16 protein-coding genes are annotated in these 16,354 nt (G+C 70.8%); 6 read left to right on the top strand and 10 right to left on the bottom strand.

Translation table 11 applies throughout. The features are described from left to right. Positions 1-24: 24 nt before the first annotated feature. The 3 genes from ABZU53_RS13425 to ABZU53_RS13415 are packed head-to-tail and all read right to left on the bottom strand — an operon-like array spanning position 25 to position 2,785. Positions 25-735, bottom strand: a complete 711-nt coding sequence (locus ABZU53_RS13425) for an SDR family NAD(P)-dependent oxidoreductase (protein WP_355065956.1) — start codon at positions 733-735, stop codon at positions 25-27. Next, complete coding sequence (locus ABZU53_RS13420) at positions 732-1,325, bottom strand: aminodeoxychorismate/anthranilate synthase component II (protein ID WP_354855627.1); 594 nt, start codon at positions 1,323-1,325, stop codon at positions 732-734. The genes ABZU53_RS13425 and ABZU53_RS13420 overlap by 4 nt, the downstream gene beginning before the upstream one ends. Further along, on the bottom strand, positions 1,322-2,785 hold the full coding sequence (locus tag ABZU53_RS13415; protein ID WP_355065954.1) for an anthranilate synthase component I family protein: 1,464 nt from the start codon (positions 2,783-2,785) through the stop codon (positions 1,322-1,324). Before ABZU53_RS13415 ends, ABZU53_RS13420 begins: the two co-directional genes overlap by 4 nt. A 413-nt stretch (positions 2,786-3,198) precedes the next feature. Here ABZU53_RS13415 and ABZU53_RS13410 point away from each other — a divergent pair, with 413 nt between their 5' ends. Beyond that, complete coding sequence (locus ABZU53_RS13410) at positions 3,199-4,548, top strand: PLP-dependent aminotransferase family protein (protein ID WP_355065952.1); 1,350 nt, start codon at positions 3,199-3,201, stop codon at positions 4,546-4,548. Between the two features lie 120 nt (positions 4,549-4,668). Here the strand turns inward: ABZU53_RS13410 and ABZU53_RS13405 are convergent, their stop codons facing one another. Then, the gene (locus tag ABZU53_RS13405) at positions 4,669-5,265 is read right to left on the bottom strand and encodes a VanZ family protein (protein ID WP_355065950.1); all 597 of its coding nucleotides are present in this window, start codon (positions 5,263-5,265) and stop codon (positions 4,669-4,671) included. Between the two features lie 145 nt (positions 5,266-5,410). Next, positions 5,411-6,121 carry an alpha/beta hydrolase gene (locus tag ABZU53_RS13400; RefSeq protein ID WP_354855631.1) on the bottom strand — a complete coding sequence of 237 codons (711 nt, stop codon included), beginning with the start codon at positions 6,119-6,121 and terminating at the stop codon, positions 5,411-5,413. 343 nt (positions 6,122-6,464) lie between these two features. On the opposite strand from ABZU53_RS13400, the gene ABZU53_RS13395 reads away from it, so the two are divergent. Both ABZU53_RS13395 and ABZU53_RS13390 read left to right on the top strand, forming a co-directional pair. Continuing rightward, positions 6,465-7,979 (top strand): family 43 glycosylhydrolase, encoded by a 1,515-nt coding sequence (locus ABZU53_RS13395; RefSeq protein ID WP_355065949.1) that lies wholly within the window; start codon positions 6,465-6,467, stop codon positions 7,977-7,979. A 99-nt stretch (positions 7,980-8,078) separates the two neighbouring features. Continuing rightward, positions 8,079-9,122, top strand: a complete 1,044-nt coding sequence (locus ABZU53_RS13390) for an SMP-30/gluconolactonase/LRE family protein (RefSeq protein ID WP_355065947.1) — start codon at positions 8,079-8,081, stop codon at positions 9,120-9,122. A gap of 59 nt (positions 9,123-9,181) precedes the next feature. Here ABZU53_RS13390 and ABZU53_RS13385 read toward each other — a convergent pair whose 3' ends face one another. Continuing rightward, complete coding sequence (locus tag ABZU53_RS13385; protein WP_354855633.1) at positions 9,182-9,457, bottom strand: hypothetical protein; 276 nt, start codon at positions 9,455-9,457, stop codon at positions 9,182-9,184. A gap of 489 nt (positions 9,458-9,946) precedes the next feature. Between ABZU53_RS13385 and ABZU53_RS13380 the strand changes: the two genes are divergently transcribed. Continuing rightward, positions 9,947-10,138, top strand: coding sequence for a hypothetical protein (locus tag ABZU53_RS13380; protein WP_354855634.1), 192 nt, complete (start codon positions 9,947-9,949; stop codon positions 10,136-10,138). Positions 10,139-10,210: 72 nt separating this feature from the next. On the opposite strand, the gene ABZU53_RS13375 is transcribed toward ABZU53_RS13380, so the two are convergent. Continuing rightward, positions 10,211-10,945 carry a cytidylate kinase family protein gene (locus ABZU53_RS13375; RefSeq protein ID WP_354855687.1) on the bottom strand — a complete coding sequence of 245 codons (735 nt, stop codon included), beginning with the start codon at positions 10,943-10,945 and terminating at the stop codon, positions 10,211-10,213. Positions 10,946-11,024: 79 nt separating this feature from the next. On the opposite strand from ABZU53_RS13375, the gene ABZU53_RS13370 reads away from it, so the two are divergent. Further along, complete coding sequence (locus tag ABZU53_RS13370) at positions 11,025-11,885, top strand: oxygenase MpaB family protein (RefSeq protein ID WP_355065945.1); 861 nt, start codon at positions 11,025-11,027, stop codon at positions 11,883-11,885. Positions 11,886-12,056: 171 nt separating this feature from the next. After that, positions 12,057-13,904 (top strand): glycoside hydrolase family 15 protein, encoded by a 1,848-nt coding sequence (locus tag ABZU53_RS13365; RefSeq protein WP_355065943.1) that lies wholly within the window; start codon positions 12,057-12,059, stop codon positions 13,902-13,904. Between the two features lie 36 nt (positions 13,905-13,940). Here ABZU53_RS13365 and ABZU53_RS13360 read toward each other — a convergent pair whose 3' ends face one another. The 3 genes from ABZU53_RS13360 to ABZU53_RS13350 are packed head-to-tail and all read right to left on the bottom strand — an operon-like array spanning position 13,941 to position 16,175. Further along, the gene (locus ABZU53_RS13360) at positions 13,941-15,122 is read right to left on the bottom strand and encodes an aminotransferase class I/II-fold pyridoxal phosphate-dependent enzyme (protein WP_355065941.1); all 1,182 of its coding nucleotides are present in this window, start codon (positions 15,120-15,122) and stop codon (positions 13,941-13,943) included. Positions 15,123-15,180: 58 nt separating this feature from the next. Further along, entirely contained in the window at positions 15,181-15,399 is a 219-nt protein-coding gene (locus tag ABZU53_RS13355; protein WP_355065939.1) for an NAD(P)-binding domain-containing protein, read from the bottom strand. A gap of 5 nt (positions 15,400-15,404) precedes the next feature. After that, positions 15,405-16,175, bottom strand: coding sequence for an MBL fold metallo-hydrolase (locus ABZU53_RS13350; RefSeq protein ID WP_355065938.1), 771 nt, complete (start codon positions 16,173-16,175; stop codon positions 15,405-15,407). Positions 16,176-16,354 lie beyond the last annotated feature (179 nt).

The following is a 16,354-nucleotide window of genomic DNA, read 5'->3' as shown; positions in this document are numbered from 1 at the left end:
TCGGCGCTCGGGCGGTGACGCGGCTCAGTGCAGGCCGCCGTTGACGTCCACCACCGTGGCGGTGACGTAGCTGCTGGCCGGGTCGGCGAGCCAGGCGACGGCCGCGGCGATCTCGGCCGGTGTGCCGAACCGGCCGACGGGAATCCGGGCCCGGTAGTCGTCGCGACGCTGCGCCGGAATCCGGGCGGCCATCGGGGTCTCGACCAGGCCGGGAGCGACCGCGTTGACCCGGATGCGGTGCTCGGCGAGCGACCGGCCGAGGCTGTGGGTGAGCGCGATGCACGCACCCTTCGACGCCCCGTACGCCGCGTCCGGGCTGCCGGACTGCCCGCTGATCGAGGCGACGTTGACCACCGTGCCCGGCCGGCCGGCGCTGATCAGGGCGCGGGCGAACGCCTGCGTGCAGAAGAACGCGGCGCCCACGTTGACGTCGAACACCTGCGCGTACGTCTTCGGGTCGTAGTCGAGGAAGGCTCGGGCGTGGTAGACCCCGGCGTTGTTCACCAGCACCTCCGGCAGGCCGTACCGCTCGCGGATCTCCGCGAAGAGCTGCTCGACCTGCTCCGGCACGGCCACGTCGGCGACCAGCGAGGCGTACGCCGCCGGGTCGCCGGCCGGGTCGACGTCCACGCCGAGCACGCGGTGCCCGGACTCGGTCAGGGCCGCCGTCACGGCCCGACCGATGCCGCCCGCCGCGCCGGTGACCACGGCGAGGGGTGCCGACCGGTCGGTCATGACGAACCCGCCGTCAGCGTCGCCGACGCACTGCGCAGGAAGTTGTCGAACAGGCGCAGCCCGTCCTCGGTGAGCACGCTCTCCGGGTGGAACTGCACCCCCTCGACCGCCAGGGCCCGGTGTCGTACCCCCATCACGTAGCCGTCGTCGGACGACCGCGCGGTGACGTGCAGGGCCAGCGGCGCCGGGTCCGCGACGATGAGCGAGTGGTAGCGGGTCACGGTGAGCGGGGCGGGCGCGCCGTCGAAGACCCCTCGACCGTCGTGCGTGACGACGCTGGTCTTGCCGTGCATCAGGTGCCGGGCGACCGCGACCGTCCCCCCGTACGCGAGGCCGATCGCCTGATGGCCGAGGCAGACGCCGAGCAGCGGGACCTGGCCGGCGAAGGCGTGCACCAGCTCCACGTGCCCGGACTCGGCGGGATGACCAGGCCCGGGGCCGAGCACCACCGCGTCCGGTCGTAGGGCCGCGAGCTGGTCGCTGGTCCGCGTCCGGGAGCGGACCACCACGGTCCGCGCGCCGAGCGTCCGCAGGTACTGGTCGATGATGTGGGTGAAACTGTCGTACGCGTCGACGAGCAGGACCTTCACGACAGCAGCTCCGCACCGGTCAGGGCCCAGAAGGTGGCGTTCATCTTGGCCAGCGTCTCCCGCCACTCGTCGCCGGGTGTGGAGTCGGCGACCACCCCGGCGGACGCCTGGGTGCGGTAGCGCCGGCCGTCGTGCACGGCGGTGCGGATGCAGAGCGCGAGCACGGCGTACCCGCGGACGTCCACGAGCCCGACGGCGCCCGCGTAGACGCCCCGAGGCTCGTCCTCCAAGCCGTCGATGATCTCCATCGCCCGCAGCTTGGGGGCGCCGGTCATGGTGCCGGCCGGGAAGGTGGCGCAGATCGCCGCCCACACGTCGGCGTCGTCGGCGAGCTGGCCGGAGACGGTGGAGACCAGGTGGTGCACGTACGCGAACGGCTCGACGTCGAACATGGCGTCGACGCTGAGCGTGCCGGGCACGCAGACCCGGCCGATGTCGTTGCGGCACAGGTCGACAAGCATGACGTGCTCGGCCCGTTCCTTCTCGCTGGCCGCCAGCTCGGCCACCCGCCGGCGGTCGGTCTCCGGGTCGGTGGCCCGGGGCGCGGTGCCGGCGATCGGCCGCATCGACAGTCGGCCCTGTTCGATGCGCAGGAACAGCTCCGGGCTCGCCCCGATGACGGTCTGGCCGGCCCACGGGGTCAGGTACATGTACGGCGACGGGTTGCGGTGGCGCAGCCGTCGGTAGACCTCCAGCGGCGTGAGCGTGGTCTCCACGTCGATCCGGTGGCCGATCTGGATCTGGTAGCTGTCCCCCACCTCGATGTGCCGCAGGCACTGCTTCACCCGGGCGGCGAACGTCTCCTCGTCGACGGTGTCCCGGACCAGGCTGGGCGGCGGGGCGGCCGGCACGTCCGGGTGGCCGTCGGCCGGCCCGGGAAGGTCCGGTAGCCGGGCGGCGGCGTCGTCCGGCGGCAGGTGCGGGCCGGAGGCGGAGAGCTGCCGCACCGTGCCGGCGCGCAGGTCCCACCAGACGGTGTGCCGGAACAGCGCGAGTGTGCAACGCGGGATGTCGTCGACCACCCGGTCGATCCAGAGCTCGTCCATGTCCCGCGCGGCCTCGTACGCCAGGGTGGTGAGGAAACCGAAGGCGAAGCTGTCGGCGGGGACTGTGGTGCGGACCGCGAACGCCCGCTGCACGGCCCGGACGGCGGCCCACACCTCGCTCGGTCCGGCGACCGGCCAGACCCGCTGGGCGCCGCGGCGCCGGACCGGCTCGCCCAGGACGGCGGTCAGCACGGCGGCCACGGCGTCGCCGAGCGCACCCTCGGCGGTCACCTCCAGCCGGTCGGCGATGAACCGCACCTCGGCGAGAAGACCCCAGCCGACGGCTGCCGCACACCGGTCCTGCGCCGGGCCGTCCAGGCTTTCGAAGAGATACAGATCGTTGTCCGTGCAACTTTCCGCGAGTGCCGTATAGAGCGACAAAGGATCGATCGACGGCAGTGTGACAGATGTCACCTCTATGGGAATTGAGTTGGTCAATGGTGTATGTGCCGCCGCCACCGAATGCGACGGGATGGGCGACGTGGCGAGCTCTGTTGACAATAGGGACACTTGCGGAACCCCCTCTGAACAGCCCGATTCCGCGCCACCGTTGGCGCTGACCCCACCGGCGACGCGGCAGGTCGGACCCTTCCCCCCAGACGAAAGGACTCGCACGACCACTCTGGCACCGGCGGTGGAGGCGTCCGCATTGGACATTCTCGGAACGTACGCCCTGATTCGCCGGTCAGTGAGCGGTTGCGCGCCCGGCCAACACTTTCCACAGGCACGGATCACGCTGTCCATACCACTTCGACGATCTCGGAGCGGACCACTTGTCCCTGAATCTAAGCCTGTCAATAGATGCCCAATCACGTGAAACGCTGGCGGTGCAGCTCCGTAACGCATTTCGTACGCAGATCGAGGAGGGCACGCTGCGTCCCGGCACCCGCGTGCCGTCGAGCCGGCAACTCGCCGCCGACCTCGGGGTGTCCCGCAGTGTGGTCGTCGAGGCGTACGAACAGCTCTGCGCCGAGGGGTACCTCGTCTCCCAGCACGGCTCGGGCACGTCCGTGGCGGCGACGCGTACCGACGTCGGCTCGGCGCTCACCCCGGACGACCGTGCACCCGCCGCGGCGGTCCACGACCTGCGCACCGGCGGCCTGCACGACTCCACCTTCCCCCGCCAGGACTGGATCCGGGCGGTCAGCGCGGTGGTCACCTCGGCCGGCCGCCGGGAGCTGGGGTACGCCCCACCGTCCGGCCTGCCCGTCGTCCGGCACACCCTCGCCGGCTACCTCGGCCGGGTCCGCGGCGTCCGCACCCGACCCGAACACCTCATGATCACGTCAGGCTTCGCGCAGGGCCTCGCGCTGCTCTGCCGCGAGTTGCGCGACCGGGGCCACGACACCATCGGGGTGGAGGACCCGGGACACCCGGGCGAGTGGGAGTTCATCGCCGAGGCCGGACTGCGTCCGGTGGGCATCCCGGTGGACAGCGACGGCATCCGGGTCGACGCGCTGGCCGCGAGCGGGGTCCGCGCCGCGCTCGTCACCCCGGCCAGCCAGTTCCCGACCGGGGTCACGCTCAGTGCGCAACGCCGGGCGCACCTGGTCGCCTGGGCGCAGGAGGTGGACGGTTACCTCGTCGAGGACGACTTCGACGCCGCCCTGGTCGCCCCGGCGCAGCGGATGCCGGCGCTGCAGAGCCTCGCACCGGACCGGGTGATCTACGCCGGCAGCGCCAGCAAGGTCCTCGCCCCGGCGCTGCGCCTCGGCTGGCTGGCCACCCCGGCCGACCTGACCGCACGCGTCGAGCGGATCCGCGCCGGCTGGGACATCGGCTGCTCCGGCCTGGAGCAACTCGCCTTCGCCCGGCTGATCGACACCGGCGCGTTCGACCGGCACCTGCGCCGACTCGGCGCCGACGTCCAGAAACGCCGTCAGGCGGTCCAGCAGTTCGTCTCCCGCCACCTGCCCGACGTCACCGTCCTCGGTCAGAACGGCGGGCTCCAGGCGTACCTGGCGCTGCCGGCGCGGTGCGCCGAGGAGGCGTTGGTGCAGGCGGCCCGCCGCCGGTCGGTGCTGGTCCGCGGCGGCCGCTTCTACGCCCTGCGTGCGAACGACCGGCCGCCGGCGCTGGTCGTCGGCTACGCCGGGGTACGCGGCCCCGAGCTGGGCCGCGGGCTGGCCGGGATCGCGGCGGCCTACCGGGAGACGACCGGCGGCAGCGGTGCGTGAAGCCGCGAAATCCGCTTGGTACTGGCGGCGGGCTCCGGCGGAGTGTCCCGGTGACCGCACGGGGTCTGGACGTCGACGCAACCATCGCGCGTGAAGCCTCGCTGGGGCGGAGCCCGGAGGTCAGCGTGGCGACGCCGTGACCGATCGCGGCCGATCCGACGCCGTGTCGGCCCTGCCGCGCCACCAGTGGCGCGCCGCGAACGCGGCCAGCCCGGCGCCGGCGGCGTTGAGCAGTACATCGTCCACGGACGTCACCCGGTCCAACCGCAGGACGTACTGCGCGGCCTCGACCAGGACCGAGCAGCCCGCGGCGAGCGCCACGATCCGTGGTACGGACGCCAGTGCCGCGAACCGCAGCGGAGCGAAGAATCCCAACGCCGCGAACACCAGGAGGTTGCCGACGACCTGACCCGTCAGCGTCAGCAGCCCTCCGTCGGAGAAGATGGTGAACAGGTCACGGAGCGGCACCAGGCTCAGCCGCCCGGGAACAGCACCCGCCCGGGAGCCCGGCAACATGATCATCCAGACCCACGGCAGCGTCCCGTACACGATGCCGACCTCGGCCAACGACGTTCGCCACGCCCACGGGGCGCCGTTCGCACGCCGACGGCGGGCCAGAGCCCACACCGCCAGCGCGGCCAACGGCAGTGCGGCCACCGTGATGAGCACGACGCTGGTGAACGAGCCGACCCAGCCGTGCCACCCCTCGATCACCACCCGGGCACCATAGCCGCCTTCCCACCGAGGCGTCGCCGTGCGTCCACGACGAACCGGGAGACGACCGGCCGCGGCGGTTGATCAGTCGCTGCGCCCGGCCCGGGTCGGCTCGCTACGACGTGACCCGTCGCGTCGCGTCGGCCACTCAGGTGGCCCGGACCGCCTCGATGATCGACTCGGCGACCTCACCCGGCCGGGCCACCGCCATCGCGTGCGAGCCACCGACGATCTCGCGCTGGCCCCGCGGGGCGGCCCGCTCGGCCATGAACCGGTGCGCGGCGGCCGGGATGTTCATGTCGGCGTCGCCGAACACGAACCAGCTGGGCAGGGCTCGCCAGGCGGGGTCGCCGGAGAGCCCGTCGCTCAGGGCCTGCTCGGTGATCGGCCGCTGGGTACGGGCCATCAGCGCGGCAAGGTCGCCCGACACGTCCGCGGCGAACTGCGCGTGATAGGCGTCCTGGCCGATCGCCACCTCGTTGCCGCCGGTCGACACCGGGTACTGCACCAGGGTGTCGGCGAGCGTGCTGCCGGGGAACTTCCCGGACAGCGACAGCGCCGATTCGCCGGTGTCCGGAGCGAAGGCGTTGACGTACACCAGGGCCCGCACCGTTGTGTCGCCCGCCGCGGCCTGCGTGATCACCATGCCGCCGTACGAATGACCGACGAGGACGACCGGGCCGCCGATCCCACGTACCACGTCCCGCACGTACGCGGCGTCGCCCGCGACGCTGCGCAGCGGGTTCGCGGCGGCCACCACGTTGTACGCGGCGCCCAGCCGCTCGATCACGCCGTTCCAGCTCGCCGACTCGGCGAACGCGCCGTGCACGAGGACGATGGTGGGCTCCGGATCGGGCATGACACGCGCTCCCTTGCTCCGTGACAGTGTTCATCCGCCGGCCACGCCGGCGTGCCTGATTACCCGTTCCGCGACCGCGAAACGTCCCGTTCCGCCGCACGTCGCGCTCGATCGTGGTGATCTGTCCGCCGCGTTGGATGCCATGGTCGGCACCGCCCTCTGCCGCAGCGTCCGGAACATCTTGACACTCATCGATGTTAGCGCCAACACTTAGGGCCGTTACGTGGGCGCAACGCGCTCGACATGATCCCGGCCCGCGGGCGTTCCTTCCCAGCGGGTGCCGCGGGTTGATCGCCGCTTTCGCGGCCGATCGGCTCTCGCGCACAGACGTCACGGAGGACAGATGCCGCTGCGACTCCACCGAGCCGATGCCGCCGCCGGCCGAGTCACCGGCCCGGGGCGTACCGGCCGCGGTGGCGCCCGACGCCCCCGATCGGTCCTGGCCGCGGTGCTGGTGGTGCTCGCCGTGTCGGCCGGCCTGCCGATGGCCGGGCCGGCGCACGCCGCAGCCGCCGTGAGCTACACCAACCCGCTGGTCAACCAGCGGGCCGATCCACACATCTTCCGGCACACCGACGGCTACTACTACCTGACCGCGACCGTGCCGCAGTACGACCGGATCGTGCTGCGGCGTGCGACCACCCTGCAAGGGTTGGCGACGGCCGCGGAGACGACGATCTGGAGCCGGCACACCAGCGGAGAGATGGGCGCCCACATCTGGGCGCCGGAGATCCACTTCATCAACAACCGGTGGTACGTCTACTTCGCCGCCGGCCGGACGGACGACGTGTGGCGCATCCGGATGTACGTGCTGGAGAACGCCAACGCGAATCCGCTGACCGGTTCGTGGACCGAACGCGGCCGGATCACGACACCCTGGGACACCTTCAGCCTGGACGCCTCGACCTTCGTGGCCAACGGCGTGCGCTACCTGACCTGGGCGCAGCAGGAGCCGGGCATCTCCACCAACTCGAACGTCTACCTCGCCCGGATGGGCGCCAACCCGTGGCAGATCACCGGCACCGTGACCCGACTCGTCGTGCCGACGTACGACTGGGAGACCCGCGGCTACCGGGTCGCCGAGGGCCCCGCGGTGATCCAGCGCAACGGCCGCCTCTTCCTGACCTACTCGGCCAGCGCCACCGACGCCAACTACTGCCTCGGGATGCTGAGCGCCTCCGCCACCGCGAACCTGCTCGACCCCGCCGCCTGGAGCAAGAGCCCCAACCCGGTGTTCACCAGCAACGCGGCCACCGGCCAGTACGGTCCCGGTCACAATTCGTTCACCGTCTCGGAGGACGGGCAGAGCGACATCCTGGTCTATCACGACCGCAACTACCGGGACATCAGCGGCGATCCGCTCAACGACCCGAACCGACGGACCAGGGTGCAGAAGCTGTACTGGAACGCCGACGGCACCCCCAACTTCGGCATCCCGGTGCCCGACGGGGTTACCCCGGTCCGGCTGCGGTCGCACGACCTGACCACCAGCTACATCCGACACTACGACTACCGGGCCCGAGTCGAGCCGAACGTCACCAACCTCGCCGACAGCCAGTTCCGCATCGTCAACGGCCTGGCCGGCGGCGGAACGGTGTCGCTGGAATCCACCAACTTCCCGGGCTACTACCTGCGTCACTACGGCTTCGCCCTGTCCATCGCGCGGAACGACGGCTCGTCGGTCTTCTCCAGCGACGCGAGCTTCCAGCTCCGATCGGGCCTGGCGGACAGCGCCGGGCTCTCGTTGGAGTCCCAGAACTACCCGGGCCGCTACGTCCGCCACCGCGACGGTCTGCTCTACCTGGAGGCGGTCAGTTCGAGCGGCGAACGCGCCTCCGCCACCTTCCACCTGGAATAGCTGGACCGGGCCGGCTGCCCCACCAGCACCGTGCCCGCCCCGCGACCCCGAGATCGTCGGCCGGTCCTCGCGACCCGCCGACGCCGATTGGAGCATCCGATGATCCGGCGTCCCACCATCGCCGTCCTGGCCGGACTCTGCCTCGCGGCCAGCGCCGCCCCGCTGCCCGCCGCCGCACCTGTGAGCGCTCACACCACGGCCGCCGTCGCGCTCGCCGGTCCGCCCGGCACACCGCCCGGAGCGTGCCTGACGGGGGCCGGGTCCGGGTCACCGCTGCCGTCCAGCTCCGTGACGGCGACGAAGATCCGAAGCGGCTTCAACTTCCTCGAAGGACCCGTCTGGGTCGCCGACGGTGGTTATCTGCTCTTCTCCGACATGGCCGCCGGCAGCGGGCCGTACAACGTCCAGCCGTCCACGATCCGCCGGTTCACCCCGCCGTCGACCTTCGACACGTTCGTCGCCAACGCCGGCAGCAACGGTCTGGCGCTCAGCGCCGACGGCCAGCAGGTCATCGCGGCCACCCACGACCAGCGCAGCGTGTCCGCGTACCGGTTGAGCGACCGGAGCCGCAGCACCGTCGCGGCGAACTACCAGGGCCGGGCGTTCAACTCGCCCAACGACGTCGCGGTCCGGTCCGATGGCGTCACCTACTTCACCGACCCCAACTTCCAGCGCGGCAACCGCCCGGACCAGATGAACGGCCGTACCAGCGTCTTCCGCGTCTCCGGCGGCCAGGTGTCGCTGGTGGACGACCAGTTGCGCCAGCCCAACGGCATCGCGCTCTCGCCGGACGGATCCACGCTGTACGTGGGCGCCTACTCCGAGAACAAGATCTACAAGTACGCCGTCCAGCCCGATGGCACCACCGGCGCGCGCAGCGTCTTCGTGAACTACATCGGCGGCCCGGACGGCGTCACGATCGACTGCGCCGGCAACGTGTACTGGGCCTCGGGCGGGGACTCCCTGGTCCACGTCTACTCCCCCACGGGCACCCAGCTCGGCACGATCCGGCCCGGCTTCTCCGGGACGACAAACGTGGCCTTCGGCGGGCCCGATCGGCAGACCCTCTACATCACCTCGGGTGCGTGGGGCGACTCCGGCCTCTACAGCGTGCGGCTCAACGTCCCGGGCTATCCGTACTGAGGGCGGCCCGGAGGCGACCCCGACGCCCGGACCTGTCCATCAACACCCGGCGATACGGCTCAGGCCGTAACGCGACGGCTGGGAACCCTTTTCCGCCCCGGTTGCCCGATCGTGACGGGTGCCGGGGCGGATCGCAGCCCCTCCTCCATGACGAAGATCGACCGTCGCGCCACCGCGTCGCCTCGATCGTCGAGCTGGTACCCGTCGAGCCAGACCCACCCGTCGTAGGTGATCCAATCGAGTACGCGGATCACGCGGAACCGGATGGGGCGGATGAACTGCACGCTGGCTTCTCGCCCCACGATCAACAAGTCGCCGGCCTTCATGCGAGCCATCCGAGGAACCTGCGGTATACAGCGTCGGTGGGAGCCCAGGACATGTCCTGCGCGGCTGCCACCAGGTGCGATCCCATGTAAGTCCGGAGACCCACCGGCGACGCGGCGTACTCCCCCAGCAGTTCCACCCGGCGTATGGCACATGGCCAGGGGCGGTCACACGCCTCGCACAGCCACAGCGGGAGGACCGGTCCGTGCGCGGTCATCGGCTCTCACCTGGCCAGTGACCCCGGTTGATCGGAACCTTGTGCCTGGCTCGACAGGGCAGCTCATTCCCGCACTTGCAGACGTTGCGCCACTTGATCCACGACCACACCGGCTTATGTCTGCGAGCCAAGGTCAGGGCAACGGCCGTCAGATATTCCGCAAAAGTGACGCGTCGGGTCATTCACCTACCGCATCACAAGGGGTTGCACGAGGGCAACCCCCAAAGGCGTTGTCCCACCCTGTATGGCCTCGTTCAATTCGCAGGGCTCATACCGTCAGATTGTGGAGCTGCTTGGGCTGGATGAGATCCGCGACTTGCTTGGCGGGATCAGCAAGCAGCGTGCCACGATCATCGTGGGCCGCAAGGGATTCCCTGACCCCCTCGCCACCTTGAGCATGGGCCGCGTCTGGGATGGCAAGGCTGTTCGATCCTGGATCGCCAAGAACCGCCCCAGCCCGACGGACGAGGACTGACGCAAACTCGGGCCAGACCGGGGGCACCTCTGTCAGATCACCAGCGGCTCGGCGGCGCGGCCGTCAAGTCGACTATCGGCGTGGTGCCGGCGTAGGACTTGACCGACTGTGCGGGCGCTCAGAGCGGCTCGCGAACCGGTCCAGTGTCTCCCAGACCGGCTGCCGGGGGTCGTCGTTGTGCACGATGATGTCGGCATGATCGGTCGGGCGGACCGTCGCGTTGTAGAGCTGCTGGGAGGGGATGTAACGCTCCCGCCAGCGCCGTTCGACGTCGGCCCGGGATGACACCCGGCTCTCTCGGACCACGGCACGATCCACCGTCGCCTCGAGCGCGACCGACACGAAGACGCGCAGGTCCCACCGGTCGATCAGTTCCGGGCGCATGAGGAAGACGCCGTCGAAGAGCAGCACCGCGTCGGTCGGGGCGGTCGTGACCGGCGGGGACACAACGATGTCGGTGGTGGGGTCGTAGACCGCGGGTCGGAAGCGTCGGTCTCCGTCCGGGCCGAGCGGATCCAGCAGAACCCGCTTCAGCGCCTCGTGGTCGTGGGTGTCGAAGTAGCAGCCTTCGGCCGAGTACTCGCCGCGCGGATAGCGCTGCGCCCTGGGGAAGAGGAAATCGTCGATAGTCGCGCGGATGACGTCGCGGCCCTGTGCGCGCAGGACGACGGCCAGTTCGTCGGCGAGGGTGGTCTTGCCGGCGGCGGGCGGTCCGTCGATGGCGACCCGCATCGGGTGTGCGACGGCGACGGATCCGACCGCTTCGGCCAGCCGGCCGAGCACCTCGTCACGGGCGCCGTGCGCCATGCCTGTCCCGCCCATCTGTGTTCCAAAACGGAGTGAGCTTACACTCACGTTCCGTGCCGATGTCTGGAGACGCCCGCCGATGAGAGGCCGCTACGACAACCTGAAGCGGACCCGCACGCTGGACCCGCAGCGTGACTACCTGGACATCTACCAGACCATGCTGCGCCGCGAGTTCCCCTGGGACATGAAGCTCGGGCTCAACCTCGCCTTCAACCGGTCCTTCTCCATCCCCGCCATCGCCGCCGTGCACACCGCCACCGGCGAGCTGACCGACCGCACCCAGAAGCGCATCGACGACACCGGCCTGCTGATGTACGAGATGGTGCTCAACGGCTTCGACCAACCCCGTGGCCGCGACGCGCTGCGGCGCGTCAACCAGATCCACCGCCCGTACGACATCGGCAACGACGACTTCCGCTACGTCCTCGGCTGCCTGGTCGTGATCCCGACGCGGTGGTTGCAGGAGTACGGCTGGCGCCCGCCCTGCTGTCACGAGCGGCAGGCGACGTACCTGTTCTACCGGGAGCTGGGCCGGCGGATGGGCATCACGGACATCCCCGGGTCGTACGCCGAGTTCGAGACCTGGTTCGACGCGCACGACGCGGCTCACCTGCAGCCCAGCGACGAGGCGGCGGCCATCGAGCGGGCCACCCGGGTGTTGATGCTCACGCGGCTCCCCCGGCTGCTCGCACCGCTGGGAAACGCGCTGGTCAGCGCCATGTACGACGCGCCGCTGCGACGCGCGACGCGGGTCGACGCGCCGCCGTGGCCAGTCCGGGCCGGCCTGCACGCGGCGTTGAAGACGCGCTCGCGGCTGCAGCGGTGGTGCGGGTCGCCACGGACGACACCGCTGTTCGCCGAGGGCATGAGAGCCAGGAGCTACCCCGACGGGTACGAGATCAGCCACCTCGGCCCGCACCACGACCCCGCCCCTGAGTAGCACGCCGCCGCCCAGGGGGTCAGGCCGCCCTGGCGAGAGGGGTGGCTTCCCGTGTCCCAGGGCCCGAGATCCCCTGCCCGCACGACAGGGTGGCTGAACGTGAATCTCGCCTGAGCCGACAGTTCTCCCCCTAGGTTCGATGCGCAGGACGCAGCCAAACCGGGGAGAGACGTGGACAGCTATCCGGCGATCGAGGATCACGGACTCATCGGCGACCTGCAGACCGCCGCGCTGGTGACGTGTGACGGCACGGTCGACTGGTTCTGCGCGCCGCGCTTCGACTCGCCGAGCATCTTCGCGGCCCTGCTGGACAAGGACAAGGGTGGCTACTTCCGCATCGCGCCACACGACGTCCGGTACGTCACCAAACAGCTCTACCTCCCCGGCACGCCCATCCTGATCACCCGGTTCATCAGCGCGGACGGCGTGGCCGAGGTGATGGACTTCATGCCGGTGACGGGCGAGCGGGTCACCGACGCGCACCGCCTGGTCCGCATCGTCACCATGGTCCGCGGCAGCATGCGCTTCCGCGTGGAGTGCCGGCCGCGATTCGACTACGCCCGGGAAGCGCATCAGCTGGAGCGCTACCGCAACGGCTACGTCTTTCGCAGCCGGTCGGCGACGCTGACGTTCAACCCGGTGGACCCCACTGGCCGGTTGATCTCCGAACGCGGCGAGATCCGCCTTGAGGGCGACGACCTCGTCGGGTACGGCACCCTGAACGAGGGCGACACCGGCGGCGTGGTCCTGGAGACCGCCGGCACCGAGCCGCGCGTCATCCCGGCGGAGGAGATCCAGGGCGTGTTCGAGTGGACCCGGGACTACTGGCGGCGCTGGGTCGAACGCTCCCGCTACACCGGCCGGTGGCGGGAGATGGTCGAGCGCTCCGCCATCACGCTGAAACTCATGACGTACGCCCCGACGGGCGCGATGATCGCCGCGCCCACGGCGGCGCTGCCCGAGCTGGTCGGCGGAACCCGCAACTGGGACTACCGCTACACCTGGGTACGCGACACGTCGTTCTCGGTGCACGCGCTGCTCGGGCTCGGTTTCACCGAGGAGGTCAGCCGGTACATGACGTGGCTGGACGAGCGGATCCGCGAAGCCGGCGACCACCAGGATCCCCTGAAGCTCATGTACCGGGTGGACGGCTCCTCCGACCTGCACGAGGAGGTGCTGGACCATCTGGAGGGCTACCGCGGCTCGCGGCCGGTGCGGATCGGCAACGGCGCCGCCGACCAGCTTCAGCTCGACATCCACGGCGAGGCGCTCTACGCCATGCACCTCGCCGACGAACAGGGCATCCGCGTCTCGCACCAGGTGTGGAAGAGCACCGTCCGGCTCGTCGACTGGCTCTGCCACAACTGGGATCAGCGCGACGCCGGCATCTGGGAGAGCCGCCACCACCCCCGCAACTACACCTTCGGGCGGGTGATGTCCTGGGTGGCGCTGGACCGGGCCATCCGGCTCGCCACCCGCACCGGCCGGCCCGGGGACATGACCTGCTGGACCGAGCAGCGCAACCGGATCTACGACCAGGTCATGGCCCGCGGATACAACCGGGAGCGCGGCACCTTCGTGCAGGCGTACGACGAGAGCGTGCTGGACGCGGCGCTGCTCGCCATGCCCTCCGTCGGTTTCGTCACGCCGAGCGACCCACTGTGGCAGTCCACCCTGGAGGCGATCGAACGCGAGCTGGTCTCCGACAGCCTGGTCCACCGGTACGACCCGGTCCACTCCCCCGACGGTCTCCCCGGCCATGAGGGCACCTTCAACATGTGCACCTTCTGGTACGTCGAGGCGCTGGCCCGGTCCGGTCGCCTCGACGACGCCCGACTCACGTTCGAGAAGATGTTCACCTTCAGCAACCACCTCGGCCTCTACGCCGAGGAGATCGCCGTGACCGGGGAGCAGATCGGCAACTACCCCCAGGCGTTCAGTCACCTGTCGCTGATCAACTCCGCGCTGACACTCAACGACCTGCTCGACACCGAGGCCGAGGCCCGCAACCGCCGGTAGCACGGGCACCCTCCGGTCGGCCGCGTCGCGCGTGGCCTATCCCGCGACGGCGAGGGCCATTCGGCGTACCGCCTCGGTGATCAACTCCGGCGCGGTGGCCAGATTCAGCCGGACGTGACCGCCGCCCCCGGTGCCGAAGGCCGTACCGGAGTTGAGCGCCACCCGGCCGCGGTCGAGGAACACGGCCGCGGGGTCGTCACCGAGGCCCAGCGCGCGGCAGTCGAGCCAGGCGAGATAGGTGGCCTGACCGGGCTCGTAGCCGATGGCGGGCAGATGCTCGGCGAGCAGCGCCGCGAGGAGCCGACGGTTGTCGTCCAGGCCGGTCAACAGGGCGTCGAGCCACTCGCCGCCGTCGCGGAAGGCGGCGGTGTGAGCGATCACGCCGAGGTGGCTGGTGCTGACACTGGCCCCGAACGGAACGCGGGCGAGGTCTCCCGCCGCGGCCGGGCCGGCGATCAGCAGCGCACCGCGCAGGCCGGCCAGGTTCCACCCCTTGGAGGCGGACATCAGCGACAGGCCGTTCTCGGCGCCCGGCACCGAGAGGTACGGCACGAAGCGCGCTCCCCCGAGCACCACCGGAGCGTGGATCTCGTCGGCGATCACCCGCACCCCGTGCCGCTCGGCCAGGTGGGCGACGGCGGCCAACTCGTCCGCGGTGTGCAGGACGCCGGTCGGGTTGTGCGGGCTGCACAGCAGGTACGCCGCCGGCCGCCCACCGGAACGAGCCTGCCGGAACGCGTCCTGAAGCGTGCCGAGGTCGATCCGCAGGTCCCCGCCGAGCGGTGCCTCCACGATCCGGCGGCCGGCGTGCGCCACGAACTCGTAGAACGGTGGGTAGACCGGGCAGTTGACGACCACCGCGTCCCCCGGCTCGGTGACCAACCCCAACGCCTCGACGACGCCGTGCATCACGTCGGGCACCAGCGCCGTACGTTCCACCGCCAGCCCGTCCCAACCCCACCGCCGCCGGGCGAACTCCGCCAGCGCCTGCGGGTACGCCGTGCCGGCGGTGTAACCGGTGTCGCCGCGCGCGACAGCGTCGGTGATCGCGGTGGCGACCGGCTCGGCCAACGGCACGTCCATCTCGGCCACCCAGAGCGGCAGCACGTCGTCGGGGTACTCCCGCCACTTGAGGCTCGTCCGTTGCCGGAGCTGGTCGATCGTGAACTGACGAAGGGGATTCACCGCGTCGCGCGGAGGGTTCAGCACGCCACTCATGGCCAAAGCCTATTCGGCGAGCCCGCAGCGCGCCGGACCCCTTTCACGGTGCGACGAACTACGCGCTGTCGCGCCCTCGACCTCGGATGACCGTCCCAGCCGCGTCGAACACTCCCGGAAGGTCGTCGGCCGCGCGCGCTCCGGCGGCGACAAGCTCCGCGACGGGCCCGGGCGTACGTGCCCAGACGACCACGTCGACGCCCGCGTTGACGAGGTTCGTCGCCATGGGCACGCCCATGATGCCGAGCCCGATGAATCCCACCGTACGAGCACTCATCCCGGCTACCTGCTTCCGGTCGTCACCGGATCTGGTGTGCCGAGCAGGACGGTGAGGCCTTCTTCGGCCGCCAGCACAGGCCCGTCGAACTCCAGCTGTGCGGCGGCCACTGCGGCTGCCCGGTCGTTGCCCGGCCAGAAGTGGGTGAGCAGCAGGCGGCGGGCGCCCGCCCGGCGAGCCCAGTGACCGGCCTCGGTGGAGGTCATCAGATGGCGGGTGGGTCGGTCGGTCTCGCCGTCGCGGTCGGTGGCCTCGACGATGAACAGATCGGCGTCGCGGCCGAGCTCGGCCAGCACGGGGGTCGGGCCGGTGTCCCCGGAGTAGGCCACCGCTGTCCCGTCGGCCTCGATCCGAATGCCCGCATTGGGCACGTGGTGCGGAAGGGACAGTCCGGTCAGGTCGAAGGGTCCCACCCGGTAGGTGCCGGGCAGCGGATGCACGTCGAAGACCGCGTGCAGGTCGACGTCCGGCTCCAGGCCGCTGATCCGGTCGAGCACGCCCGGCGGGCAGTACAACGCCAGCCGTGGTTCAGCAGAGGATCCGTAGAACCGCATCCGGAACAGTCCGTGCAGGTCGACGCAGTGATCGGGGTGCTCATGGGTGATGACGACAGCGTCGACCGCACCGTCTGGCCAGTGCCCGAGCAGCCGCGGCAGCGTGGCGTAGCCCAGGTCGAGCACCAGGCGGTAGCCGTCCCAGTCCACCGCGAAACCGCTACAGGCACGGCCCGGCTCGGGGAAGGCGCCAGAGGAGCCCAGCACGGTGACCCGTCGCATCCGCACAGAGTGCCAGACCGCCAGCCACGAGAGGCCGCACTGCCCACCGCCGGCGATACGCAGACCGGGCCGACAAGGACGGTCAACGGAGCATTTCCCCGGCAATACGCGTCAGCCCGCGATCCCGGCTCCGGCTTGCCGCATCCAGAATCCCGCATCGACGAGGGCGCCGTCAGTGG

Origin of the sequence: Micromonospora sp. NPDC005194 (genome assembly GCF_040608335.1) — a bacterium.
Taxonomy (GTDB): Bacteria; Actinomycetota; Actinomycetes; order Mycobacteriales; family Micromonosporaceae; genus Micromonospora.
This window is presented reverse-complemented; position numbering and strand designations above follow the sequence as displayed.

Excerpts from the sequence above, each read along its gene's own strand:
- ABZU53_RS13355 (WP_355065939.1), bottom strand. The coding sequence starts at position 15,399 with ATGAGTGCTCGTACGGTGGGATTCATCGGGCTCGGCATCATGGGCGTG.
- ABZU53_RS13360 (WP_355065941.1), bottom strand. The coding sequence starts at position 15,122 with ATGAGTGGCGTGCTGAACCCTCCGCGCGACGCGGTGAATCCCCTTCGT.
- ABZU53_RS13395 (WP_355065949.1), top strand. The coding sequence starts at position 6,465 with ATGCCGCTGCGACTCCACCGAGCCGATGCCGCCGCCGGCCGAGTCACC.
- ABZU53_RS13370 (WP_355065945.1), top strand. The coding sequence starts at position 11,025 with ATGAGAGGCCGCTACGACAACCTGAAGCGGACCCGCACGCTGGACCCG.
- ABZU53_RS13375 (WP_354855687.1), bottom strand. The coding sequence starts at position 10,945 with ATGGCGCACGGCGCCCGTGACGAGGTGCTCGGCCGGCTGGCCGAAGCG.
- ABZU53_RS13400 (WP_354855631.1), bottom strand. The coding sequence starts at position 6,121 with ATGCCCGATCCGGAGCCCACCATCGTCCTCGTGCACGGCGCGTTCGCC.
- ABZU53_RS13350 (WP_355065938.1), bottom strand. The coding sequence starts at position 16,175 with ATGCGACGGGTCACCGTGCTGGGCTCCTCTGGCGCCTTCCCCGAGCCG.
- ABZU53_RS13390 (WP_355065947.1), top strand. The coding sequence starts at position 8,079 with ATGATCCGGCGTCCCACCATCGCCGTCCTGGCCGGACTCTGCCTCGCG.
- ABZU53_RS13385 (WP_354855633.1), bottom strand. The coding sequence starts at position 9,457 with ATGGCTCGCATGAAGGCCGGCGACTTGTTGATCGTGGGGCGAGAAGCC.
- ABZU53_RS13425 (WP_355065956.1), bottom strand. The coding sequence starts at position 735 with ATGACCGACCGGTCGGCACCCCTCGCCGTGGTCACCGGCGCGGCGGGC.